Annotated in this window: 19 protein-coding genes; 10 read left to right on the top strand and 9 right to left on the bottom strand. The window is 63.9% G+C overall.

Going from position 1 to position 23,739, the window contains the following annotated elements:
- The first annotated feature begins 56 nt into the window (after positions 1–56).
- The 4 genes from rng (at position 57) to tldD (ending at position 7,919) form a co-directional block, all read left to right on the top strand.
- The gene (gene rng / locus BN1127_RS05975; RefSeq protein WP_005328020.1) at positions 57–1,526 is read left to right on the top strand and encodes a ribonuclease G; all 1,470 of its coding nucleotides are present in this window, start codon (positions 57–59) and stop codon (positions 1,524–1,526) included.
- Positions 1,527–5,429 (top strand): YhdP family protein, encoded by a 3,903-nt coding sequence (locus tag BN1127_RS05980; RefSeq protein WP_042648848.1) that lies wholly within the window; start codon positions 1,527–1,529, stop codon positions 5,427–5,429.
- A gap of 121 nt (positions 5,430–5,550) precedes the next feature.
- Entirely contained in the window at positions 5,551–6,357 is an 807-nt protein-coding gene (locus tag BN1127_RS05985) for a carbon-nitrogen hydrolase family protein (RefSeq protein WP_042648849.1), read from the top strand.
- 113 nt (positions 6,358–6,470) lie between these two features.
- Positions 6,471–7,919 carry a metalloprotease TldD gene (tldD, locus tag BN1127_RS05990; protein ID WP_042648850.1) on the top strand — a complete coding sequence of 483 codons (1,449 nt, stop codon included), beginning with the start codon at positions 6,471–6,473 and terminating at the stop codon, positions 7,917–7,919.
- A gap of 133 nt (positions 7,920–8,052) precedes the next feature.
- On the opposite strand, the gene BN1127_RS05995 is transcribed toward tldD, so the two are convergent.
- The 3 genes from BN1127_RS05995 to BN1127_RS06005 all read right to left on the bottom strand — a co-directional run bounded on the left by BN1127_RS05995 (position 8,053) and on the right by BN1127_RS06005 (position 10,581).
- Positions 8,053–8,256, bottom strand: coding sequence for a hypothetical protein (locus tag BN1127_RS05995; protein ID WP_041206780.1), 204 nt, complete (start codon positions 8,254–8,256; stop codon positions 8,053–8,055).
- A 160-nt stretch (positions 8,257–8,416) separates the two neighbouring features.
- Complete coding sequence (locus BN1127_RS06000) at positions 8,417–9,088, bottom strand: MarC family NAAT transporter (protein ID WP_231557445.1); 672 nt, start codon at positions 9,086–9,088, stop codon at positions 8,417–8,419.
- Between the two features lie 176 nt (positions 9,089–9,264).
- The gene (locus tag BN1127_RS06005) at positions 9,265–10,581 is read right to left on the bottom strand and encodes an MFS transporter (protein WP_005331561.1); all 1,317 of its coding nucleotides are present in this window, start codon (positions 10,579–10,581) and stop codon (positions 9,265–9,267) included.
- A 155-nt stretch (positions 10,582–10,736) separates the two neighbouring features.
- Between BN1127_RS06005 and BN1127_RS06010 the strand changes: the two genes are divergently transcribed.
- The gene (locus BN1127_RS06010) at positions 10,737–11,414 is read left to right on the top strand and encodes a Dph6-related ATP pyrophosphatase (protein WP_042648851.1); all 678 of its coding nucleotides are present in this window, start codon (positions 10,737–10,739) and stop codon (positions 11,412–11,414) included.
- A gap of 79 nt (positions 11,415–11,493) precedes the next feature.
- Here the strand turns inward: BN1127_RS06010 and ypfJ are convergent, their stop codons facing one another.
- Positions 11,494–12,348, bottom strand: a complete 855-nt coding sequence (gene ypfJ / locus BN1127_RS06015) for a KPN_02809 family neutral zinc metallopeptidase (protein WP_042648852.1) — start codon at positions 12,346–12,348, stop codon at positions 11,494–11,496.
- 75 nt (positions 12,349–12,423) lie between these two features.
- The gene (locus tag BN1127_RS06020; RefSeq protein WP_042648853.1) at positions 12,424–12,687 is read right to left on the bottom strand and encodes a hypothetical protein; all 264 of its coding nucleotides are present in this window, start codon (positions 12,685–12,687) and stop codon (positions 12,424–12,426) included.
- A gap of 220 nt (positions 12,688–12,907) precedes the next feature.
- Between BN1127_RS06020 and BN1127_RS06025 the strand changes: the two genes are divergently transcribed.
- Positions 12,908–13,429: a GNAT family N-acetyltransferase gene (locus tag BN1127_RS06025; RefSeq protein WP_041206779.1), complete on the top strand. Its 522-nt coding sequence runs from the start codon at positions 12,908–12,910 to the stop codon at positions 13,427–13,429.
- 113 nt (positions 13,430–13,542) lie between these two features.
- On the opposite strand, the gene BN1127_RS21185 is transcribed toward BN1127_RS06025, so the two are convergent.
- Both BN1127_RS21185 and BN1127_RS06030 read right to left on the bottom strand, forming a co-directional pair.
- Positions 13,543–13,719, bottom strand: coding sequence for a hypothetical protein (locus BN1127_RS21185; protein ID WP_005326732.1), 177 nt, complete (start codon positions 13,717–13,719; stop codon positions 13,543–13,545).
- Between the two features lie 449 nt (positions 13,720–14,168).
- Entirely contained in the window at positions 14,169–15,446 is a 1,278-nt protein-coding gene (locus tag BN1127_RS06030) for a cation:proton antiporter (protein WP_042648854.1), read from the bottom strand.
- 202 nt (positions 15,447–15,648) lie between these two features.
- Here BN1127_RS06030 and metH point away from each other — a divergent pair, with 202 nt between their 5' ends.
- Positions 15,649–19,344 carry a methionine synthase gene (gene metH, locus BN1127_RS06035; RefSeq protein WP_042648855.1) on the top strand — a complete coding sequence of 1,232 codons (3,696 nt, stop codon included), beginning with the start codon at positions 15,649–15,651 and terminating at the stop codon, positions 19,342–19,344.
- A 237-nt stretch (positions 19,345–19,581) separates the two neighbouring features.
- Entirely contained in the window at positions 19,582–20,478 is an 897-nt protein-coding gene (rimK, locus tag BN1127_RS06040) for a 30S ribosomal protein S6--L-glutamate ligase (RefSeq protein ID WP_005326726.1), read from the top strand.
- Between the two features lie 131 nt (positions 20,479–20,609).
- Here the strand turns inward: rimK and BN1127_RS06045 are convergent, their stop codons facing one another.
- Both BN1127_RS06045 and BN1127_RS06050 read right to left on the bottom strand, forming a co-directional pair.
- Complete coding sequence (locus tag BN1127_RS06045; RefSeq protein WP_082029985.1) at positions 20,610–21,839, bottom strand: sensor histidine kinase; 1,230 nt, start codon at positions 21,837–21,839, stop codon at positions 20,610–20,612.
- A 29-nt stretch (positions 21,840–21,868) separates the two neighbouring features.
- The gene (locus BN1127_RS06050) at positions 21,869–22,537 is read right to left on the bottom strand and encodes a response regulator transcription factor (RefSeq protein WP_042648857.1); all 669 of its coding nucleotides are present in this window, start codon (positions 22,535–22,537) and stop codon (positions 21,869–21,871) included.
- 90 nt (positions 22,538–22,627) lie between these two features.
- Here BN1127_RS06050 and BN1127_RS06055 point away from each other — a divergent pair, with 90 nt between their 5' ends.
- Both BN1127_RS06055 and BN1127_RS06060 read left to right on the top strand, forming a co-directional pair.
- Positions 22,628–23,044 (top strand): hypothetical protein, encoded by a 417-nt coding sequence (locus tag BN1127_RS06055; protein WP_042648858.1) that lies wholly within the window; start codon positions 22,628–22,630, stop codon positions 23,042–23,044.
- Positions 23,045–23,129: 85 nt separating this feature from the next.
- Positions 23,130–23,600, top strand: a complete 471-nt coding sequence (locus BN1127_RS06060) for a hypothetical protein (RefSeq protein ID WP_005326718.1) — start codon at positions 23,130–23,132, stop codon at positions 23,598–23,600.
- Positions 23,601–23,739 lie beyond the last annotated feature (139 nt).

The raw sequence follows: 23,739 nt of genomic DNA on the forward strand, positions 1-23,739 counted from the left end.
TGAGTTACCCGTTGTTCGTCGTGCCAGAATTCAAAACTAGAAAGGCAAGGTAACTTATGTCAGTAGAACTGCTGGTGAACGTCACCCCCTCAGAGACCCGGGTCGCCCTGGTCGAGAACGGGCTGCTGCAGGAAGTGCATGTAGAACGTCAGGCCAAGCGCGGCATCGTTGGCAACATCTACAAGGGCAAGATCAGTCGGGTGTTGCCCGGCATGCAGGCCGCCTTCGTCGACATCGGCATGGACAAGGCCGCCTTCCTGCACGCCTCCGACATAGTGCCCCACACCGAGTGCGTGGCGATCAAGGAGAAGGAGCAGTTCCAGGCGGGCAACATCGCCGAGCTGGTGCGCCAAGGCCAGGACATCATGGTGCAGGTGGTGAAAGACCCGCTCGGCACCAAGGGCGCCCGCCTCACCACCGACATTACCCTGCCGTCCCGCTATCTGGTCTTCATGCCGGGCAGTGCTCACGTCGGCGTCTCCCAGCGCATCGAGTCCGAAGCGGAGCGCGAGCGCCTCAAGCGCACCGTGGCGGGCTATGTGGACGAGCTGGGTGGTTACATCATCCGCACCGCCGCCGAAGGGGTGGGAGAGCAGGAGCTGGAGCAGGATGCCGCCTTCTTGAAGCGCCTGTGGCGCAAGATCCTGGAGCGCAAGCAGAAGTACCCGCCGTGCAAGATCCTCTACGAGGATCCCAGCCTGGCCTTCCGGGTGGTGCGCGACTTCGTCGGCGCCGAACTCGACAAGATCCGCGTCGATTCCCGCCAGAGCTTCGAGCTGCTTTCGCACTTCACCGGCGAGTATGTGCCCGAGCTGGCCAGCAAGCTGGAGTACTACTCCGGCGAGTCGCCCATCTTCGATCTCTACGATGTGGAGAACGAGATCCAGCGTGCCCTTGAGCGCAAGGTGGAGCTGAAATCCGGCGGTTACCTCATCATCGACCAGACTGAAGCCATGACCACGGTGGACATCAACACAGGTGCCTTCGTGGGCCATCGCAACCTGGAAGAGACCATCTTCAACACCAACGTCGAGGCCACCGCCGCCATTGCCCGCCACCTGCGGCTGCGCAACCTGGGCGGCATCATCATCATCGACTTCATCGACATGCAGTCCGAGGATCACCGCCGTCGGGTGCTGCACAGCCTGGAGCTGGCGCTGGCGAAAGACAGGGCCAAGACCAACGTCAATGGCTTCTCCCAGCTCGGCCTGGTGGAGATGACCCGCAAGCGCACCCGGGAGAGCCTGGAACACGTGCTCTGCTCCGAGTGCCCCGAGTGCAAGGGGCGCGGGCGGGTCAAGACGGTGGAGTCGGTCTGTTTCGAGATCCTGCGGGAGATCATCCGGGTCAACCGTGCCTACGACGCGGATCAGTTCACCGTCTATGCGGCGCCTTCGGTGGCCGATTACCTGCGAGGGGAGGAGTCCCACAGTCTGGCGGAGCTGGAAGTCTTCATCGGCAAGCAGGTCAGGGTGGTGACGGAGCCGCTCTGTGGGCAGGAACAATTCGATGTGGTGATGATGTAATTGATCTATCGCTGGCTGAGTCGGGGCTGGTTGGCCCTCGGAGTCCTCTTCGTGCTGCTGGCCATCCTGGTCAGCGTGGTACGGCTTGGCGGTCCCCTGCTCAACCAGCACCGGCAGGCCGTGATAGCGACCCTGCTGGGGGACAACCAGCTGGAGGTGAGCGTCGAGCACGTCGGGTTGAGCTGGACCCGGCGCGGCCCGGCTCTCGAGCTGCAAGAGCTCGCCATCGCCCCCGATTCGGGGCGTTTTTCCCTGCGCCTCGGCAAGGTGTGGGCCCACCTCGACTTCTGGCGCTCCCTCAACGACTGGAAGCCGGTGTTCGGCCAGTTGTTGCTGAGCGACGGCGACATCGCGCTGGATCTGGCGCAGCCGGCGGCACCGGAAAATGACAAGAATCCCAGCCAGCAGGCGGCCCTGCTGCGCTTCCTGCTGACCCAGCTCTCCACCTTCGACATTCACGACAGCCGCCTGAGCATCACCACGGCACTGGGGGAGGTGCGTGCCCTCAACATCGCCCAGTTGCGTTGGCAGAATCGCGGCAAGCGCCATCAGGGGGTGGGCAAGGCCTACCTGATCAACGGGGTGGGCGAGAGCACCCTGGATCTCATCATCGACGTGGATGCCCCGCAAGTGCGCCTCGACAAGCTCAAGGGCCAGCTCTACCTGGGTGCCAGCGAGCTGGACGTCAGTCCCATGCTGGCGCGGATCTATGCCGGCGAACCCAGGGTGACCGGCCAGCTCGACTTCCAGCTGTGGAGCGAGTTCGAGGGGGGGAGGCTCGGCAACTCCCTGCTGGCCTTTGGCAACAACCACCTGATCTGGAAGGACGAGATCAAGGGTGAGCCGCACCGGCTCGACCTGCGAGGCGGCAAGATCCAGCTGCGGCGCGACGGTGAGGAGTGGCAGCTCGCCAGCCACGACGTGACCTTCAAGCTCGACGGGGCGACCTGGCTGCAGAGCCGGTTGCAGCTAGAGCGGGTCGGCTCCCGCATCCAGGGCTATGTGCCCGCTATCGATCTCGACCAGGTCGCCAACCTGAGCCAGCTGGTGTCCGGCCTCTATCCCGAACTGACCAAGACCCTCAAACATACTCAGCCCAAGGGCAAGTTGCAGGAGCTGGTGCTGCAGGCCGATGGCGACTGGCAGGGGCTCTCCCTGAGCGGCCAGCTCAGGGGCTTCGAGACCAAGGCCTGGCACGACGTGCCCGGCCTGCAGAAACTGGACGGCGACTTCTGGCTGACCCCGGCCGGGGGCAGCGCCCGCCTGACCCTGGGCAAGGGCAAGGTGGATCCCGCCCGTCACTTCAAGGTGCCGATCCCGGTGGACAGCCTCTTTGCGCGCCTCGACTGGTGGCGCGAGACGCAAGGCTGGGTGCTCTACGGCCAGGACATTGCGCTGGATAACGAGGACTTGCGCCTCGCCAGCCGCTTCCGCCTCGAGCTGTTCGAACATCCCTTCCTCGCCCTGACCGGCCGCATCGACGTGAAGAATGCGGCCCATGCGGATCGCTATTATCCGCTGGCCGTGATGAGCGACGGTCTGGTGGACTACCTGAGCGGTGCCATCAAGGGGGGCAAGGCCAAGGGGGCGGACCTGCTCTGGTATGGCGAGTTCCGGGACTTCCCTTACGACAACGGCAAGGGGGTCTTCCAGGTCGCCGTACCGCTGGAGCAGGCCACCTACGAGTTCTTCCCCGGTTGGCAGCCACTCACCGACCTGCAGATCGATCTCTTGTTCCAGAACGCGGGTCTGGACATGCGCAGCAGCGCCACTCGCCTCGGCAAGGCCAGATCCGACGCTGTGCATGCCTGGATCCCGGATCTCTCCCCCGGGGCGCACCTCTACGTGGATGCCAAGGTCCGGGGGGAGGGACAGGCCATCAGCGGTTACCTGCAGGATTCTCCCCTCGCGGGCTCTGTGGGTCAGGCGCTGCGGGAGATCGAGATCCGTGGTCCCATGGAGGGCACGGTCAAGCTCGACATACCGCTGGATGGCAAGGGCGAGGTCAAGGCCAGCGGGGAGGCGAGCTTCCATGACAACAGTGTCAGGATCGCCACCCTGGATCTGCCCCTGGAGAAGGTGCAGGGACGACTCGAATACGACAACGAGCACACGCACTTCAGCAACCTCAAGGCCAGCCTGTGGAACCAGCCGCTGACCCTGGATTACCGGGGCAAACAGTTGCCCCACGGCTATCAGGCGGATCTCAAGTTCAAGGGACTCTGGGACAGCCGCCGCCAGCGCCAGGACATTCCCGCCCTCGAAATGCTCAAGGGTCGCAGCAACTGGACGGGGACCCTGGGGCTGACCCTGCCCGAGAACAATGCCTTCAGCTTCCAGCTGGCGCTGGACTCCAACCTGCAGGGGATGGGGCTGGATCTGCCGGTGCCGCTGACCAAGGCGCCCGAGAGCAGGCTCCCCCTCAAGGTCACGGCACGGAGCCGCGACGGCAGTGCCGACATTCGCGCGGTGCTGGGGGCCGATGTGGATATGCAGAGCCGTCTGGTGTACGGCGAGGGGGCTCCCTACCTCAGCCGGGTGCGGGTCAACGTCGGCCAGCCCGGGGCCCGGGTGCTGCAAGACAAGCCCATGCTGCTCGCCATCAATCAGCCCCAGGCCGACGTGGCCGGCTGGCTGGCGCGGCTCACGCGCTGGTTGCCGGGCAAGGGGACGCAGACCAGCGGCAACGCGGTGGTCGGCCCTGCCTTCCTGCCCCAGGAGTGGGGGGTCGATGGTCTGCTCGCCCGGGCCGATATCGGCAGCGCCAACCTCAAGGCGGTGCACTTCACCGTGGGGCCGGTGAACCTGGCTACCGAGGTGATGATCGACAGCCCCGAGGTGATGGGGGTGGTGCGCATTCCCGTGACGGGCAGACAGCCCATCGACGCCAAGTTTGCTCGTATTCACTGGTCAGGCAAGGGATCCGATCTCAGCCCCGAGCCCGATGCCCGTCAGGACAAGGCCATCATGGGTGCCATCCCCTGGCTCACCTTCAGCTGCGTGGATTGTCGCTTCGGGGAGTTGCCCCTCGGGGAGCTGAAAGGCGAACTGGTACCCGGCGCCAACCGGCTCGATCTCAAGGGGCTGGAGATGCGGCTGGCCGGCAGCACCCTGAGCGGGAGCGCCGAGTGGCTGGCGCAGCCCGGCCAGATGCAGACCCGGGTTCGTGCCCACCTCAGCACCCAGAACAGCGAACTGCTACTCAAGCGACTCGGCTTCACCTCGCCCATCGGCGACGCGCCGGGCAAGCTGGCGCTGGATCTGAGCTGGCGTGACGTGCCCTACCGACTGGACTTGCCGACCCTGGCAGGCAGTGCCGATCACCAGCTTGAGGGAGGCACCCTGCGGGAGGTCAACGACAAGGGCGCGCGCCTGCTCTCCCTGCTGAGCCTCGACTCCCTGATGCGCAAGCTGCGCCTCGATTTTCGCGATGTTTTCGACAAGGGATTCTATTTCGAATCCATGTCGGCCTCCGCCAAGATCAAGCAGGGGGTGGTGGAGAACAACGACTTCTACATGAAGGGGGCCGCCGGCAACCTGCGTGGCGAGGGTGTCGCCGATCTGGTGCGCTGGCGCCTCGATTACGATCTGAGCTTCTCGCCGAACCTGGGGGGCACCCTGCCGGTGGTGGCGGCCTTCTCCCTGACCCCGATCACCGGGCTCTATGTGCTGGCGCTCTCCAAGCTGCTGGAGCCTGTGGTGGATGTGGTGACTCGCATCGATTTCCGGGTCTCGGGCCCGCTGGACGACCCCAAGCTGATCGAGGCGGGCCGGGATCGCGCCCGTATCAAGCTCAACCAGCAGCAGAAACAGGCGGTGGATGCGGTGGCGCCGAATCTGCCCACCGAGGAGGTCACCCCCTTCCTGCTGACACCCAAACACGGCGGGCCTGCCCAGCGCTGAGGAGCGGCATCGCGGTGCCAAAACCCTTTCGTCCCGGGCCCGAACCCCTCATAGTGCAGGGATTCCCCCGCAAGCCGAGGATGCAGAGTCCGGCGGCTTGCCCAATCACAAGGAGCGTGTCATGTGGTTAGCCGCAATACAGCTGATATCAGGCCGTCACTGGCAGGATAACCGGGCACAGATCGCCGCCGAGCTGGCCCTGCTGCCGAGTGAACGGCCGCTGCTGGTGCTGCTGCCGGAGAATTTCGCCCTGTTTGGCGAGCGTCAGGGTTATCTGGACGGGGCCGAAACCATAGGTGAGGGCCCGATCCAGCAGCAACTGGCCGAATGGGCTCGTGACTACGGCATCTGGCTGGTGGCCGGTGCCATGCCCACCACCATCGCCGGTTCCGACCATATCCACACCAGCTCGCTGGTGTTCGATCCCGAGGGGGCGCTCAGGGGCCATTACCACAAGATCCACCTGTTCGACGTGGACGTGGCGGACAATCACGGCCGCTATCGGGAGTCCGAGACCTTCAGCCCCGGCCAGGAGTGCGTGGTGCTGGACTCCCCCTTTGGTCCCCTCGGCCTCTCTATCTGTTATGATCTGCGCTTCCCCGAGCTCTATCGCCGGCTGGCCCGGGCCGGTGCCCGCGTGCTGCTGGTGCCTGCCGCCTTCACCGCCGTGACCGGCGAGGCGCACTGGGAGCCGCTGCTGCGGGCCCGCGCCATCGAGAACCAGTGCTATGTGGTGGCCGCCAATCAGGGCGGGACCCACGAGACGGGGCGCCAGACCTGGGGCCACAGCATGGTGATCGATCCCTGGGGCCGGGTGCTGGCCTGCCAGGATTCGGGCCCAGCCACCGTACTAGTGAAGATGGAGCCCGGGCTGGTTGACGAATTGAAACGCACCATGCCGGTGCTGCAACATGCCCGGCTGTTGTGATGCCGTGGCATTGATTGGCGCCGGGGGCCATGAGCTCCGCTGATTGCACCCGACGAACCCACACCGGATGAATTAACCGTTACGACTTCTCACAGCGAGAGTGGAGAGAAAGATTGAGTCTATTGAGCCAGGTTAGTGCCTCATTGTTGGCCCCGAACGATCTCGACGAAGGGCGGCTGCAGCAGCTGCTCGGCAGCCTGATGAGCCATCAGGTGGAGTTCGGCGACCTCTATTTCCAGCGCAGCTGGCACGAGTCCTGGATGCTGGAGGACGGCATCGTCAAGGATGGCAGCTACAACATCGATCAGGGTGTCGGGGTGCGCGCCGTCAGCGGCGAGAAGACCGGCTTCGCCTACTCGGACGAGCTGAGCCTGCTGGCGCTGCAACAGTCGGTGACCGCCGCCCGCGGCATCGCCGCCGCCGGGGCCCAGGGCAAGGTGAAGGCCTGGGCCAGAACCGAAGCGAACCTGCTCTATCCGGCCATGGATCCGCTGCAGACCCTCGACAAGCAGCAGAAGATCGCCCTGCTCGAGCAGATGGACAAGTTCGCCCGCAGCCTGGATCCCGCCATCAATCAGGTGATGGCCTCCATCAGCGGCGTCTATGAAGAGATCCTGGTGGCCGCTACCGATGGCACCCTGGCCGCCGATGTGCGCCCTCTGGTGCGCCTCTCGGTGACCGTCATCGCCGAGAAGGGGGATCGCCGGGAGCGCGGCAGCGCCGGCGGCGGTGGCCGCGTCGGCTACGACTATTTCCTCGAGCTGGACGGACTGGAAAGCCGGGCGTTTGGCTATGTGCGCGAAGCGGTGCGCCAGGCCCTGGTGAACCTCGAGGCCATAGACGCGCCGGCCGGCACCATGCCGGTGGTGCTGGGTGCCGGCTGGCCCGGCGTGCTGCTGCACGAGGCGGTGGGTCACGGGCTGGAGGGGGACTTCAACCGCAAGGGATCGTCCGCTTTCGCCGGTCGCATCGGCGAGCAGGTCGCCTCCAAACATTGCACCATAGTCGATGACGGCACCCTGGTGGGTCGGCGCGGCTCCGTCTCCATCGACGACGAGGGGACGCCTGGGGGCTACAACGTGCTGATCGAGAACGGCATCCTCAAGGGCTACCTGCAGGACAAGCAGAACGCCCGCCTGATGGGGGTTCCGCTCACCGGCAACGGCCGCCGCGAATCCTACGCCGCCCTGCCGATGCCGCGCATGACCAACACCTACATGCTGGCGGGCCAGCACGATCCGGCGGAGATCATCGCCTCGGTGAAGAAGGGCATCTACGCCCCCAACTTCGGCGGCGGTCAGGTGGACATCACCTCCGGCAAGTTCGTCTTCTCCGCCTCCGAGGCCTACCTCATCGAGGATGGCAGGATCACTGCCCCCATCAAGGGTGCCACGCTCATCGGCAACGGCCCCGAGGCCATGAGTCAGGTCTCCATGGTGGGTAGCGATCTCGCGCTGGATCGCGGGGTGGGTGTCTGCGGCAAGGAGGGGCAGAGCGTGCCGGTCGGCGTCGGTCAGCCCACTCTCAAGCTGGATCAGCTCACCGTGGGCGGCACTTCCTAGGTTGGCTTGGCCGCGCAGCGGCATGACCCTACGCAATCAAACTCCGGCCCACCGCCGGGGTTTTGTTTTCTTCGGGGCGCACAAACAAAAACCCCGGTCAGTGGACCGGGGCGGGTGAGGGGGTTGATGGGGATCAGTTGACCGATATGGCACGGGCGTCGATATAGAATCGCGCGTGGCCTTGCGGATCTATCCTGATCTGGGCGACCAGCCGATCGCTTCGCTTGTATTCCCATCTGCTCTTGATCCGGGTCAGGGCTGGGCTGGCGGCCCCGACTACGTTCAGATATTCATGAAACAGGCTGTAGCTTCCAATCTCGGTCAGCATCTCTTCCATTTGCATGTCTCCTCAAGTGATTGGGTCTGCATCGGTCACGTTAGCCGCGGCCCTCTGAACCCTGCCTGTACAAAAAACAGACTAACCCATCCGTGCATGGACAACATGATCAGGCGCAACTTCGGTGACGATTCCCGAGCCGAGATGACACCGTTTTCAGTCAGGGCTGGTGCGGGGCCGGCAGGTGATCGAGGGCGGCGGAGGGGTGTGACTGCGCAGGGGCCGTCTGCACCGTAGTTGCGCCGTGGAACACGGGATCCTGCGCTACCTCCTTGATGCCGTTGATGCAGAACTGCATGCCCATGCACACCAGCAGGAAGCCCATGATACGGGTCATGGCGTCTATGCCGGTCGCGCCGAGGATCTTGCAGACCGGATCCGCCAGCTTGAGCACGCCCCAGCTGAGCAGGCTCATCAGGGCGAAGGCGGTCACCATGGCGGCATAGATGACGAAACGGTTGTACTCGTCGGGCAGCTCGGCAATCTGGGCGGCGCCGCTGATCACCAGGGCCATGGTGCCCGGCCCGCACATGCTGGGCATGGTGAGCGGCACGAAGGCGATGCTCTGGTTGATGTCGACCCCGGCGGCCTGGCTGGGGGCCGGGAACAGCATGCGAAAACCGATGAAGGCGATGATGAGGCCACCGGCCAGCCGCAGGCCGGGAATGGAGATCCCGAACAGATCCAGGATGGAGGATCCGATGAAGAAGCTGACGCAGAGGGTGGCGAACAGATAGATGGCGGCCAGATTGATCTGACGGCGTACGTGCTCACGGGACATGCCCTTGCTCAATCCCAGCAGCAAGGTTGCCGTGGTGGGGGGATTGACCATGGGAAGCAGCGCGAGCAAGGCGATGAATACGACCTAGAAAAACATCTTGCACCTCGGGGTGGTTGGCAAACAACAGGGCCAGACGCGGGTCTGGCCTAAGGGGGGGGCAACTCTACGGGAGCCCGGCTGAATATAGCCGGAACAAGCGGGCCCCGACAGTCCGGGGTCCGTATTGATCAGGCGGTTTGTGGCGTGACCTGACGCCGAGTGCGCTGGCGCAGCCAGAGCCAGAGGCCCAGTACGAAGCCGAGACCGGCCAGACTGACCACATAGTGGGAGGGTGCCAGCACGTCGTTCTTCATCCAGAGGGTGACCAGCATGGGAGTGAGCCCGCCGAAGATGGCGTAGGCCACGTTGTAGGAGAACGACAGCCCGGAGAAGCGCACCACGGGCGGGAAGGCGTTGACCATGACATAGGGCACGGCGCCGACGATCCCCACCGCAAAGCCCGCCAGCATGTAGAGAGGTATCAGCTGATCCATACCCGCCGCCAGGCTGTGGTAGAAGGCATAGGTGGCACCGGCCAGCAGCAGGGAACCCAGGACGAAGGTGGGGCCGCTGCCGAGGCTGTCTATCAGTCGACCGTAGAAGATGCAGCCCAGGGTGAGGGCCACTATGGCCAGGGAGTTGGCGGTCAGGGCATCGGTGGGGCTGATGCCATGCACCTTCTGCAGATAGGTCGGGGTCATCAGGATCACCACGACGATGCCGGCGGAGAGCAGCCAGGTCAGCAGCATGGAGACGATGACGCTGCCCTTGTGCTCACGGAGCACCGTCTTGAGGGGCAGCTCCTCGGCCAGGGCCTTGTTCGCCTGCATCTCGGCGAAGACCGGGGTCTCGTGCAGCCAGCGGCGCAGGTACATGGCGACGATGCCGAACACACCGCCGAGCACGAAGGCCAGACGCCAGCCCCACTCGCTCACCTCGATCGGGCTCATGCCGCGGTTGATGGCGGTGGCCACCAGGGAGCCGAGCAGTATGCCGGCCGTCAGCCCGGCCGTGAGGGTGCCGCAGGCGACGCCGACCCGGCGGGCGGGTACGTGTTCGGCCACGAAGACCCAGGCCCCCGGGACTTCGCCCCCGATGGCGGCCCCTTGCAGGATTCGCAGCAGCAACAGCAACAGCGGGGCGGCAATGCCGAGGGTGGCATAGGTGGGCAGCAGGCCGATCAGCAGGGTCGGCAGCGCCATCAGGATGATGCTGAGGGTGAACATCCGCTTGCGGCCGATGAGATCGCCGAAGTGGGCCATGATGATGCCCCCCAGCGGGCGGGCCAGGTAACCGGCGGCGAAGATGCCGAAGGTCTGGAACTGGCGCAGCCACTCGGGAATGTCCGCCGGGAAGAACAGCTCGCCTATCACCACGGCGAAGAAGACGAAGATGATGAAGTCGTAGAATTCGAGGGCGCCGCCCAGCGCTGCCAGGCTCAAGGTCTTGTAATCCTGTCGGTTGAGGGGGCGATTGTGGTCATGATGTGTGCTGACTGTGGTCATATCCTTATGTTTCCCATCGTTTTTTTAGTTATTCTCCCCCCACGTTCTGCGGGGATACGCTCACCCACGAGGGTATGCTTTTGTGTCCCTCGATGTAAATCGCACAATTCGCAACACTGTCTTGCAGCACCTTGCGGCAAGGGATTGGAGAGGTCATGACGAAGAAAAAGGTACTGCTCTCCTGGAGCAGCGGAAAAGACAGCGCCTGGGCCCTGCATCGCTTGCGCCAGGATCCGGCGATCGAGGTGGTGGGGCTCTTCACCACCCTGAATCAGGCGTTCGAGCGGGTGGCCATGCACGGGGTGCGCAAGCAGTTGCTGACGGAGCAGGCTGCGTGCGTGGGGCTGCCACTGCACTGCATCGATCTGCCCTGGCCCTGCAGCAACGAAGAGTATGGCCGGATCATGACCGGCTTCATCGCCGAGGTGCTGGCCATGGGGATCCGCCATATGGCATTCGGGGATCTCTTCCTCGAGGATGTGCGCGCCTATAGAGAGAAACAGCTGGCGGGCACCGGCATAGCGCCCCTGTTCCCGCTCTGGGGTAGCGACACGAGCGAGCTGGCGCAGGAGATGATGGCCGCCGGCTTGAGGGCCAGGATCTGCACGCTCGACCCCAAGAAGCTGGATATGAGCCTGGGGGGGCACGAGTTCGACGAGGCGCTGCTGGCGGCGCTGCCGGATGGGGTGGATCCGTGCGGCGAGAACGGCGAGTTCCACACCCTGGCCTTTGATGGCCCCATGTTCCTGCGGCCCCTGGCGATCCGGGTGGGGGAGACAGTGGTGCGGGATGGCTTCGTCTTTACCGATCTGCTGCCGGATGAGGCCCCCTGACGGCGGCAGGCTCATCTCCCGTTTGCTGGATGCGACAAGGCCGGATCCCAGGGGATCCGGCCTTGTCGTCTGGTCCGGCTCAGCGGGCGGCGAAGGTGTCGCAGCTGGCGGGCTTGCCGCTGTCAAAGCCCCGCTTGAACCAGGTTAGGCGCTGGGCCGAGCTGCCGTGGGTGAAGCTGTCGGGCACGATCCGGCCCTGACCCCGCTGCTGCAGGCGGTCGTCACCGATGGCCTGGGCGGCATTGAGGGCCTCCTCCAGATCGCCGTGCTCCAGCACCTGCTCCTTCTCCATATGGTGACCCCAGACTCCGGCGAAGCAGTCGGCCTGCAGCTCCAGCTTGACCGACAACCTGTTCTGCCCGGCCTGGCTCAGCCCCTGCTGTTGCTGGCGCACCTTGGTCGAGATGCCGAGCAGGTACTGCACGTGGTGGCCCACCTCGTGGGCGACCACATAGCCCTGGGCGAAGTCGCCATCGGCCCCGAGCTTGTCGCGCATGTCCTGATAGAAGGAGAGATCGATGTAGACTGTGCTGTCTGCCGGGCAGTAGAAGGGGCCCATGACCGACTGGCCCTGACCGCAGCCGGTCTGGGTGGCTCCGCGATAGAGCACCAGCCTGGGGGGCTGATACTGGTTGCCGCTTCGGGAGAAGATCTCGCCCCAGGTGTCTTCGGTGGAGGCGAGCATCACAGAGGTGAATCTGGCCAGGGGATCGCTGGCCGGCTGAGACACATTCTGGCGCGGCGCCTGGCTCTGCTGGGCCGGCTCGTCGAGCAATGGGCTCAAGTCCACGCCGTAGTAACCCGCCACCATAACCACGACAATCAGGATGAGGCGGCCCTTGCCGCCGAGGGGCAGGCCGCCGCCCCCGCTGCCACTGCCCTGTTGGCGCCTGTCTTCCACGTTGCTGCTCTCACGGCGATCTTGCCAGCGCATAGCCCCATACTCCCGTCATTGGTGGTGGCAGTAATGATAATGTCTGCTGGCGCGGCCCGCCTGGTGAGGGGGGGGTTATTCGGCCCAGGGCATCTCGGGTAGGCTGTCGAGGAACTCGGCGTAGCGGGTCAGGTTGAAGGGGCCCTGTTCGGCCTCCATGGCCATCAGCTCGGCACCGAGGGCGCAGGCGATGTATTGCAGCGCCTCGTCCCGCGGGGTGCCCTTCATCACCAGTCGCATCAGGGTGGCTTTCACCTGCAGGGGATGGCCGTCGGCGAGCTGGTTGTCCACCATCTCCAGCAGCGTCTGTTCGTCAAAGAATTCGGTGGTGTCCGTCATGGGGAATGTCCTGTTTGTTGTACTGTGGATTGGGATAGGGCGGGCAGTATAGCCGGAACCGCCGTGCGACTCATGTGGCAGGGACTAAATGTCGGCTGCCGGGGGCTGTGGTCGCCGGTTTGCGGTCCATGACGGCCTCCTTTTGGCCGGGGATCTTGCCAAGCACCGGCTGTGGGGGCAGTCTTGATAGCTGTTGTTCTCATCACACGAGCCCTTTGCCATGATCTTCTCCGAGCGCCTCATCCTGCGCGAGCTCAATACCGACGATGCCCCCTTCATTCTCGAACTGCTCAACGACCCCGATTTCCATCGCTACATCGGCGATCGCGGGATCCGCACCCTGGACGACGCCGAAAACTACATCCAGCAGGGGCCGGCGGTCAGCTATGCCCAGCACGGGCACGGTCTCTATCTGGTGATGCGACGGGAAGACGAGGCCAAGTTGGGCATCTGCGGGCTCATCAAGCGCGACACCCTGCCGTGCGAAGACATCGGCTACGCCTTCCTGCCCGCCTGGCGTGGTCAGGGCTATGGCATAGAGGCGGCGCAGGCGGCGATCAAGGATGGGCGGGAGCGGCTTGGCATCGAGCGGGTCATCGCCATCGTCACCCCGGGCAACGAGCGATCTGTGGCGCTGCTGGGCAAGCTGGGTCTGGTGCGCAGCCGTCTGGTCAGGCTGAGCGAGGATGCCGACGAGTGCCTGTTGCTGGAAGCGGCCGATACCCAGGCCTGTACTGTCTGAGGGATGGCAGGGCCGTCAATCAGAAGAGGGGATCACAAGGCTGAAGGCGAGGGAGACAAGGGGGCCGCCGTGAGTTGCGGCCTGTCTGCATCGGGTGCTGCCGGTGGGCAGGATCAGTTGAGTTCTTCGATGGAGAACTCGCCAGGGATGCCATCACAGGAGATGGCGAAGCCACCGCTGGAGCGGGTGCTGAACTGGATCAGAAACGCATCATAGTCATGCTCTTGCACGGGCAGGTTGATGGGTTTGCTGCGACGCAGGGGTTTGTGTGTTTGTACGGCTTTCATCATGGTATTTCTCTATATAAATTAAATAATTGCTCCTTGTATTTGCAAATGTAGGTCAATGGGCGCGGTCAGATCCGCGCAGGAATACCCAGCCCCATAAGGGCGTCTGCACTATCAAGGAATATGCGGATGCATAGTTCAAATTGGGTGGGCAGATCTGGTCTGCACCGTGAGAGCCGGGCAACGCAGGCAGACAGCCTGACGGTTCTCAAGGCGAGTAAATCAGAGGAAGGTTATGTGGGTACTGGCAGGATTCATCTAATGTTGAAGCATTGCGAACATAAACTGGGCTGATTAACTAGCCGGCGCGCATTCTCTCTTCGAAATGAATAAAAAGCAAACACTAATTGTGCGATGTCGCGACGATGCCGCATCTTCCATTGCCAGACCGCCAACGAGAAGGGCTCCCGAGGGAGCCCTTCTGCCTTTGCCAGTCACGGCCTGCGGCTGACTCAGTAGTCGCCGCTGGCCTTCTTGGCGGCGGTGATCATGGGGGTGATGGTCATGCCTTGCACCACGATGGAGAACATCACCACCGAGTAGGTCATCACCAGGATCACCTCCCGCAGATCGACGCCCTGCTCTGGCAGCACCATGACCCCGGAGGGCAGCGCCAGCGCCATGGCCATGGCAAGACCGCCGCGCAGGCCGCCCCAGGTGAGAATGCGCACCGAGAAGCGGTTGTAGCTGCGGAACTTGCGGAAGGCCACATAGGGCAGGGAGACGCTGATGAAGCGGGCGGCGAGGCAGAGCGGCACCGCGATGACCAGCAGGATCCAGTCTTGCCAGGCCAGATCCAGCAGCACCAGGGCCAGGCCGATCAGCAGGAACAGCAGGGCGTTGAGGAACTGGTCCATCAACTCCCAGAAGTGATCCAGGTGGTGGCGGCTCTGCTCGGAGAAGCCTGACTGGCGGGTCCAGTTGCCTATCATGATGCCGGTGACCACCATGGCCAGGGCACCGGAGACGCCGATCATGTTGGCAAAGGCGAAGCCCGCGGTCGGGATGCACAGCGTCAGCAGCAGCTCCAGGGAGCCGTCGTCGGTGGCGCTGATCATCACGTGGGCAATGAGGCCCAGCACGGCGCCGAACAGGATGCCGCCGAGGGCTTCATGCAGGAACAGGCCGGCCACGCTGCCAAAGGTGGGCTCGACGCCGCCAAAGGCCACGGCGAAGACGGTGGCGAAGATCACCAGGCCAACCCCGTCGTTGAACAGGGACTCCCCTTCGATCTGGATAGCGATCTGGGGAGGCGCCTTCATCTTCTTGACGATGGCGAGCACGGCAATGGGGTCGGTGGGGGAGATCAGGGCACCGAACAGCATGCAATAGACCAGCGGCAGTTCCCAGCCCAGCAGCCTGGCGATGAACCAGAAGCCGTAGCCGATGATGAAGGTGGAGAGCAGGGTCGCCGCGATGGAGAGAATGGTGATCTCCCACTTCTGGCTGCGCAATGCCTTCAGATTGATGCCGAGACCGCCGGCAAACAGCAGGAAGCCCAGGATCCCCTTCAGCAGGAAGTTCTGGAAGTCGATGCTTTCCATGGTCTCGACGGCCAGAGGTTCCAGATTGAACCAACCCAACTTACCAAACAGCACCATCAGGGCGGAGATCAGCATGGATCCTGCGGTGATGGCGATGGTGGTCTGGATCTTCACGACATACTGGTTGGCAAAGGCGATGAAGATCGCCAACGCTGCCAAGAAACAGAGTGTGTAGTAGACGCTCATAGTTATTTTTCTCTTTAGTAAACAGCAAGCACGTATCCCCGTTGAGGACGGGCATAGGGTACTCTCGGGCCACATCTTACTCATTACCCATTTGTGAGTATATGCTCGATATTTCGGACAGATAGACGGCTAGATTTCCATTTGATTTTTTTGCTGCTAGGATGGACCTCACGCAGTTGCATGGATGTAAGGGGTAGAAGCGGTGTCGAGCATAGAGTCGAGCAAGAAGTCGGACGTAACAAAGAAACTGGAAGCCTGTCTCAAGGAGCGGATCCTGATCATCGACGGTGCCATGGGCACCATGATCCAGGGGTACAGGCTCGGCGAAGCGGATTATCGCGGCGAGCGCTTCGCCGACTGGCATACCGACATCAAGGGCAACAACGATCTGCTGGTGCTGACCCGGCCGGCGGTGATCCGCGAGATCCACGATCAATACTGTGCCGCCGGGGCCGACATCCTCGAGACCAACACCTTCAACGCCACTCGCATCGCCATGGCCGATTACGAGATGGAAGCGTTCTCGGCCGAGATCAACCGCGAGGCGGCCCGTCTGGCCCGTGCCGTGGCGGACGAGTGGACGGCCAAAGAGCCCCACAAGCCGCGCTTCGTGGCAGGAGTGCTGGGCCCCACCAACCGCACCGCCTCCATCTCGCCGGACGTGAACGACCCCGGCAAGCGCAATGTCACCTATGACCAGCTGGTGGCCGCCTACACAGAATCGACCCACGCCCTCATCGAGGGGGGCGCCGACCTCATACTGATCGAGACCATCTTCGACACCCTCAACGCCAAGGCCGCCGCCTTCGCGGTGGATCTGGTGTTCGAAGAGCTGGGCTACAGCCTGCCGGTGATGATCTCCGGCACCATCACGGATGCCTCCGGCCGCACCCTCTCGGGTCAGACCACGGAAGCCTTCTACCATTCGCTTCGCCACGTCAAACCCGTCTCCTTCGGCCTCAACTGTGCGCTCGGCCCGGACGAGCTGCGCCAGTACGTGGAGGAGCTGTCCCGCATCAGCGAGACCCATGTCAGCGCCCACCCCAACGCCGGTCTGCCAAATGCCTTCGGCGAGTACGACCTGGACGCGGGCGAGATGGCGGAGCATATCCGCGAATGGGCCCAGAGCGGCTTCCTCAACCTGGTGGGGGGCTGCTGCGGCACCACCCCGACCCATATTCGCGCCATGAGCGACGCCGTCGCGGGCATCAAGCCCCGCGCGCTGCCCGAGCTGCCGGTGGCCTGCCGGCTGTCCGGCCTCGAGCCCCTCATCATCACGGCGGAATCCATGTTCGTGAACGTGGGGGAGCGCACCAACGTCACCGGCTCGGCCAAGTTCAAGCGCCTCATCAAGGAGGGGCTCTACGACGAGGCCCTGGATGTGGCCAAGCAGCAGGTGGAGAGCGGCGCCCAGATCATCGACATCAACATGGACGAGGGGATGCTGGACGCCGAGGCGGCCATGGTGCGCTTCCTGAACCTCATCGCTGGCGAGCCCGACATCGCCCGGGTGCCCGTGATGATCGACTCTTCCAAGTGGGAGGTGCTGGAGGCGGGCCTCAAGTGCGTGCAGGGTAAGCCTGTGGTCAACTCCATCTCCATGAAGGAGGGGGAGGATAAATTCATCGAGCAGGCCAAGTTGCTGCGCCGCTACGGCGCCGCCGTCATCGTGATGGCGTTCGACGAGGTGGGTCAGGCCGATACCCGTGCCCGCAAGTTCGAGATCTGCCAGCGCGCCTACCGGATCCTGGTGGACAGGGTCGGCTTCCCGCCGGAAGACATCATCTTCGATCCCAACATCTTCGCGGTGGCGACCGGCATCGACGAGCACAACAACTACGCGGTGGACTTCATCGAGGCGGTGAAGGACATCAAGACCCATCTGCCCCACGCCATGATTTCCGGCGGCGTCTCCAACGTCTCCTTCTCCTTCCGCGGCAACGAGCCGGTACGGGAAGCCATTCACGCCGTCTTCCTCTACCATGCTATCCAGAACGGTATGGACATGGGGATAGTCAACGCCGGTCAGCTCGCCATCTACGAAGACATTCCGGCGGAGCTGAAGGCGAAGGTCGAGGCCGTGGTGCTCAACTTGAGTGACAGCGCCACCGAGGATCTGCTCGCCATCGCCGAGAAGTATCGCGGCGCCGGCGCCCAGGCCGAGGATCCCCGGGATCAGGAGTGGCGCAGCTGGCCGGTGGGCAAGCGGCTGGAGCATGCCCTGGTCAAGGGCATCACCGACTTCATCGAGGAGGACACCGAAGAGGCACGGGCCGGGGCCGACAAGCCGCTGCACGTGATCGAAGGGCCACTGATGGACGGTATGAACGTGGTGGGTGACCTGTTCGGCGCCGGAAAAATGTTCCTGCCCCAGGTGGTGAAGTCGGCGCGAGTGATGAAGCGGGCGGTCGCCTACCTGCAACCCTACATAGAGGCGGAGAAGTCCGGCGGCTCCAGCAACGGCAAAATAGTGATGGCCACCGTCAAGGGGGACGTTCACGACATCGGCAAGAACATCGTCGGCGTGGTGCTGCAGTGCAACAACTACGAGATCGTCGATCTCGGGGTCATGGTCTCTTGCGAGACCATCCTCAAGACGGCGCGGGAAGTGGGGGCGGACATCATAGGCCTGTCCGGCCTGATCACCCCGTCCCTGGACGAGATGGTACACGTGGCGAAAGAGATGGAGCGCCAGGGTTTCAAGTTGCCCCTGCTGATCGGCGGTGCCACCACCTCCAAGGCCCACACAGCGGTGAAGATAGAGCAGAACTATTCCGAACCCGTGGTCTATGTGTCGAACGCCTCCCGCGCCGTCGGGGTGGCCCAGAGCCTGCTGAACCCCGAGCTCAAGCCCGCCTTCGTCGCCCGCATCGACAAGGAGTACGAGATAGCGCGGGATCAGCATGCCCGCAAGCAGCCACGCTCCAAGCCGGTCTCCCTGGCCCATGCCCGCGCCAACCGCCATCAGCTTGACTGGGTCGGCTATGAGCCCCCTGCACCCCGCGAGCCCGGTGTGCAGACCTTCGAAAACGTGCCCGTCTCGGTGCTGCGCCCCTACATCGACTGGACGCCGTTTTTCCTGAGCTGGGAGCTGGCGGGCAAGTATCCGCGCATTCTGGAAGACGAGATCATCGGCGAAGAGGCGACCAAGCTGTTTGCCGATGCCAACGCCATGCTGGATCAGCTGGAGAAAGATCAGAGCGTGCGCTGCGCCGGCATCATAGGCCTGTTCCCCGCCAACGGGGTGGGGGACAGCATAGAGGTCTACAGGGACGAGTCCCGCACCGAGGTCATCAAGGTGTTGCATCACCTGCGCCAGCAGAGCGAGAAGCAGGGTTTCCCGAACTACTGTCTGGCGGACTATGTGGCCCCCAAGGAGAGCGGCAAGCCCGACTGGATCGGCGCCTTCGCGGTGACCGGCGGCATCGGCGAGGAGGCCATAGCGCAAGCCTACAAGGCGGATCACGATGACTACAACGCCATCCTGATCCAGGCGGTGTGCGACCGTCTCGCCGAAGCCTTCGCCGAGTACCTGCACGAGCAGGTGCGCAAGGTGCACTGGGGCTATGCCCCCGACGAGGCCCTCAGCAACGAGGAGCTTATTCGCGAGAACTATCAGGGCATACGCCCGGCGCCGGGCTACCCGGCCTGCCCGGAGCACACCGAGAAGGGCAGCATCTGGGAGCTGCTTGATGTAGAGCAGGCCATCGGCATGCAGCTCACCGAGTCCTACGCCATGTGGCCGGGGGCGGCGGTGTCCGGCTGGTACTTCTCCCACCCCGACAGCAAGTACTTCGCGGTGGCGCAGATCCAGCCCGATCAGGTGGAAGACTATGCCCAGCGCAAAGGCATGACGCTGGTGGAGGCCGAGCGCTGGCTGGGGCCGAACCTGAATTAAGGCGTTGCGACCGGTCAGTCCAGATTGATCTTTGACGAACAACGGCGGCATCCTGTACTGGGGGACAGACCAGTCTGGTGCCGCCGTTTTACATCTGGATGACAGCGGGATGGCATAGCAGAGTTCTGCGTGGTTTGTCTTGTTGTCAGGAGAAACAATTGGCGTTGTCTTGGCGCTGTGGCACTTTATACTCTCCCGCCCCATCCTGCCCAGGCACTGCCTTCTAGCGGAATTGTCATGAATATTGCCATTTTATCCCGCGAGCCCAACAATTACTCCACCCGCCGTCTGGTCGAGGTGGCACAGGCGCGCGGGCATCAGGTCGAGGTGCTCGACACCCTGCGCTGCTACATGAACATCGCCTCCCACAGCCCCTCCATCCACTACGAAGGACGGGAGCTGGCGAGCTATGACGCCGTGATCCCGCGCATCGGTGCCAGCATCACTTTCTATGGCACCGCCGTGCTGCGCCAGTTCGAGATGATGAATACCATGGCCCTCAACAGCTCGGTGGCCATCTCCCGTTCCCGGGACAAGCTGCGAGCCATGCAACTGCTCTCCCGCCACGGCATCGGCCTGCCCATCACCGGCTATGCCCACAGCACCCACGACGTGCCCGACCTCATCACCATGGTCGGCGGGGCGCCCCTGGTGGTGAAGCTGCTGGAGGGAACCCAGGGGATAGGCGTGGTGCTGTGCGAGACCCAGAAGGCGGCCGAGAGCGTGATCGAAGCCTTCATCCAGACCAACAACAACATCCTGGTGCAGGAGTATATCCGCGAGGCCAATGGCGCCGACATTCGCTGCGTGGTGGTGGGTGGCAAGGTGGTGGCGGCCATGCGTCGTCAGGCCCAGCCGGGGGAGTTTCGCTCCAACCTGCACCGTGGCGGCGAGGCGTCGGCCATCAAGATCACCCCGGAAGAGCGGGCGACCGCGGTGCAGGCCGCCAAGATCATGGGGCTGGATGTGGCCGGGGTGGATATATTGCGCAGTGCCCGCGGCCCTCTGGTGCTGGAGGTGAACTCCTCCCCCGGCCTGCAAGGGGTCGAGGCCGCCTCCGGCAAGGATGTGGCGGGCAAGATCATCGATTTTCTGGAGCTCAAGGCGAGTCGCAAGCACAAGCCGGCGGAATAAGCCGTCCTCCTATCCTCTGACAACAAGGCGCCCTCGGGCGCCTTGTTGTTATCTGGCTTGTGGGCTTGCCGGGGAGTGCCTGTTGTCTCCCTTCTCCCCTTGCGGGAGAAGGGCCGGGGATGAGGGGGAAACTATGCCTGCGTGAGGTCGAGGGCGTTCATCGCCAGCCTGGCACTGAAAACGCCATCCTCCAGCCGGGTCTCTATCTGCCAGCCTAGCTTCTCGCAGATGCGCTGGATGATGGTGAGGCCGCAGCCGTAGCCCAGGATCTGATCCGGCGCCGCCGCCGTGGGGTTGCTGATGGTGAGCACCTGCCCCTGAAGCGCGATCTCGATGTGACCCTCGGCGTAGCTCAGGGCATTCTTCAGCAGGTTGCCGAGCGCGATGGCGAGCAGGGAGAGGGGGGCCTGCACCTCGCTCTGCTCGTCCAGATTGAGGCGGATGTCGAGGTTCTCCCGCTGCAGCAAGGGGGCGAGGCGCGCCAGCTCCCGCTCGATCAGCGGTGCCACCCATTGCGGGGGGCGCTCGACCGCCTCCTTGCGCCCCAGCAGCAGGAAGGTCTCGGTGAGCAGGGCCATCTCGTCGCTGGCGGCGCGGATGCGGCTGGCGGCCCGGGCGGCGGGGGCGGGCAGGTCGGTCACCTTGCCGAGCAGGGCGGCTGAGCCCTGGATCACCATGTTGGGGGTGCGCAGCTCGTGGCTGGCGAAGCGGCTGAACTCCTGCTCGCGGGCGAACACGGCGGCCACCTCGTGCTTGCCCGCCAGCAGCGCCAGCTCGATCTCCCGCAGCTCCTGCCAGGGGGCATCCGGCACGAAGTCGACCTGATCCGGGGTGAGGTGGGCGACGCGCTGACGCAGCCTGTCCAGGGGGCGGGTGATGTGGCGCACAAGCCAGATGCCGAACGCTATGCAGCCGAGCAACAGGGCCAGCCCGATCAGCCGGGTGACCAGGTGCAGCCTGTCTTCGTAAGGATCCAGGTAGTCGTCGGCGTCGTCGTTGAACACCAGATAGAGCAGGCCCTTGCCCGATGGGTGGGCGCGCACCAGGAAGTGTTTGTCCTCCTCCCCCAGCTGGTGCTCGAAGAAGCCGGGGGTCTGGTAGGGTTTCAGCCAGGCTGGCAGACGTCCCGCCTCCGTCCAGTAGCTGGAGAACTGGCGCGGGCTGGGGGCGGGGGCCGCATGGCCGAGCCGCAGCCAGTCATCGTTGTAGCGGGTGACCTCGGCCTCCAGCCAGTGGCGCAGGCTAAGCTCCTCCATCTTGTCCTCGGCCACCACCATCAGCAGGCTCAGGATCAGCAGCAGCAACAAGCCGGCCCCGCCCAGCGCTAGGATCAGGCGCTTGCGCAGGCTCGGCAGATTCAAGGCTTGCTGGCTTGGGGGGGCAGGGGGGCTCATGGTTTGACCAGCCGGTAGCCCTGGCCGTGCAATGTCTCCAGCATGGGACTGGGGAAGGGCTTGTCCAGGGCGTTGCGCAGGGCATAGATGTGGCTGCGCAGGGCGTCAGAGTCTGGCTCCTCATCGCCCCAGACGGTGTCGAGCACCTCCTGGCGCGTCACCAGATGGGGGGCCCGTTTCACCAGTAGAGTGAGGATCTGGAACGGGATCTTGCCGAGCTTGAGCTCCACCCCGGCGCGGGTGGCGCGGCCCGCGGCGGGATCCACCTCCAGGTCGCCGAACGCCAACGCCCCCATGTCGCTGCGGGGGCCGCGCAGGGCCAGGGCCTGCAACCGCACCTCAAGCTCCTCCATGGCGAACGGCTTGACCAGGTAGTCGTCGCCCCCCGCCTTGAAACCTGCCAGCTTGTCGTCCAGGCTGTCGCGGGCGGTGAGAAAGAGCACAGGGGTGGCGATGCCGTCCGAGCGCAACCGCTCGACGGTGCGCAGGCCGTCCAGGCGCGGCATCATGACGTCCATGATGATGACGTCGAAACGCTGCTCGGCCAGCAGTTGCAGGGCTGCCTGGCCGTGATAGGCGCAGTCTACCCTGTGCCCGGCCAGCTCCAGATAGTCCATGACGGTCTCAGCCACCTGGGGACTGTCTTCCACCACCAGTATTTTCATGCTCTGATCTCCTGGTTTGGGCCGGCATTTCACGGCCATTTCACACCGGATGAGACATCCTGTGTGCCAGTGTAACCCCGAGGATCCCCGATGAAGAAGTCTCTCTGCGCCCTCTGGCTATTGATTTTATTGCCCTTTGGTCTGGTGCAGGCGGCCGAGTTCAAGCTGACCGGCCGTACCAGCTGGCAACTGGGCCAGTTGATGGTCAACGGTATTCCCTTCGTGATCGATGATCAGACCCGCTTCAAGGATGGTCTGGACGAAGACGATCTCGGCGGCACCTGGGTCGATCTGGAAGGGGTGATCGAGGGAGACAGACGGTTGGTCCGCGAGGTGGAGCCGCTGGAAGAAGAGCATGAGATGGAGCTGGAGGGGCCGGTGGCTCAGGGGCGGATCTGGGGCTATGTCACCTCGGATGAGAGCCTGGCCCCCTTCGAGGGGCGCTGGCTGGAGCTGGAGTGCCGCTTCGATGGCATGCGTCTGAGCCGCTGCCGGGAGGACGACTGAGCCGCCGCACCAGTGAACCGGAAAAATTGCCCATCCAGGCCCATAGTTAAACCTCCTCGCCGGGTTGACCATGGGCCTGCTTGCTATGACCAGAACCGCCTTGTTCCTGCTGCTCTCCTTTCACGTCCTTGCCGACGAGCCCGAGCTCTGGCTGGTGGAGCTGGAGCACAACGACGGCCTCCGCCTGCAGTTCCAGGGGGCCGAGCTCGAGCTCGGCAGCGCCGCGCTGCACGGCATAGCGCAGTATGACGATCTCAGGCCCGGCATGCACCTCGCCATCCAGAGCCGATACGGCGTTGCCGAGCAGATCCGGCTGCGCACGGCTGAGCCGGATCCGGTGCAGAGCGGCCAGTGGCGGCGGGCGGAGGACAATCTGCTCGCCAGCACGGGCCAGACATTGTTGCTGCAGCAACTGGGGGTACTGGTGTTTGATGCCGGCACCCGCTGGGTGAACGGCAGCCTCGCCGATCTGCAACCGGGCCGCCGGCTGGTGCTGAGCCGGGATGATGCGGGCCGTCTGACCGAGATCCTGATCCCCAACCCGGAGGATGACTAAGGAGCTAGCGCCACGGGTGGTGCTAGCTTGTTGCTTATTGGAAGTGAATGTTCTCGAGAGGAATCTGGATCGCGTTCCATGAGGTGGCGCAGGGGGCTGGGTTTGGATAGCTAAACTCGAAGTAACTGTTCACCCAGAT

It is taken from the genome of Aeromonas media, assembly GCF_000819985.1.
In the GTDB taxonomy this organism is placed as follows: Bacteria; Pseudomonadota; Gammaproteobacteria; order Enterobacterales; family Aeromonadaceae; genus Aeromonas; species Aeromonas media.